We start from the raw sequence: 703 nt of genomic DNA on the forward strand, positions 1-703 counted from the left end.
CAAATGAGTGCGATTTTCTTTTTGCTGATTGGTGCAAAAATTGAAGCTTCATTCTGGTTTGGTTACGGTTTGATCGTTATCGCAGCAGTCTTAACTTTGTGGTCAATGGTTCAATATTTAGCCGCTTCTTGGGGAGCATTATTCGCAAACGAAAAGTAATTAAAATTAAGTGCTTAAAGGTGCTTGACTCCTTAATTTGATTCGTTAATATATGCGCCTCTTCGCAAGGCAACAGCCTAAACGCGATAAAAGGTTTACGCGGGAATAGCTCAGTTGGTAGAGCACGACCTTGCCAAGGTCGGGGTCGCGAGTTCGAATCTCGTTTCCCGCTCCAAATAAAAATGCCTCGGAAACCCCGAGGCGTTTTTGTTAAAAGGGCACTATAATACACGTGCTTTTTTAAGTAGCGCGACTACAAAGCGCTAAGTACGATTGTACGACCTAAGGTAAAAAGTGCTCTGGATGCAGCAATCCTTGCTCATCGAAAGCACTTAAACACCTTACAAAATGTGGCGCGATAGCAAAGCGCTGAGTACGATTGTACGACCCAAGGTGAAAAGTGCACTGGATGTAGCAATCCTTGTTCATCGAAAGCACTTAAACACCATACAAAATGTGGCGCGATAGCAAAGCGGTTATGCACTGGATTGCAAATCCACGTAGGCCGGTTCGACTCCGGCTCGCGCCTCCACTCTTGATGTAT

At 44.7% G+C, this 703-nt stretch carries 2 tRNA genes; both read left to right on the top strand.

The features are described from left to right. The first annotated feature begins 258 nt into the window (after positions 1 to 258). Positions 259 to 334, top strand: a tRNA-Gly gene (locus tag A3738_RS10670). Between the two features lie 283 nt (positions 335 to 617). After that, positions 618 to 691, top strand: a tRNA-Cys gene (locus A3738_RS10675). Positions 692 to 703: the final 12 nt, after the last annotated feature.

The sequence above is a fragment of the Oleiphilus sp. HI0066 genome, assembly GCF_001635725.1.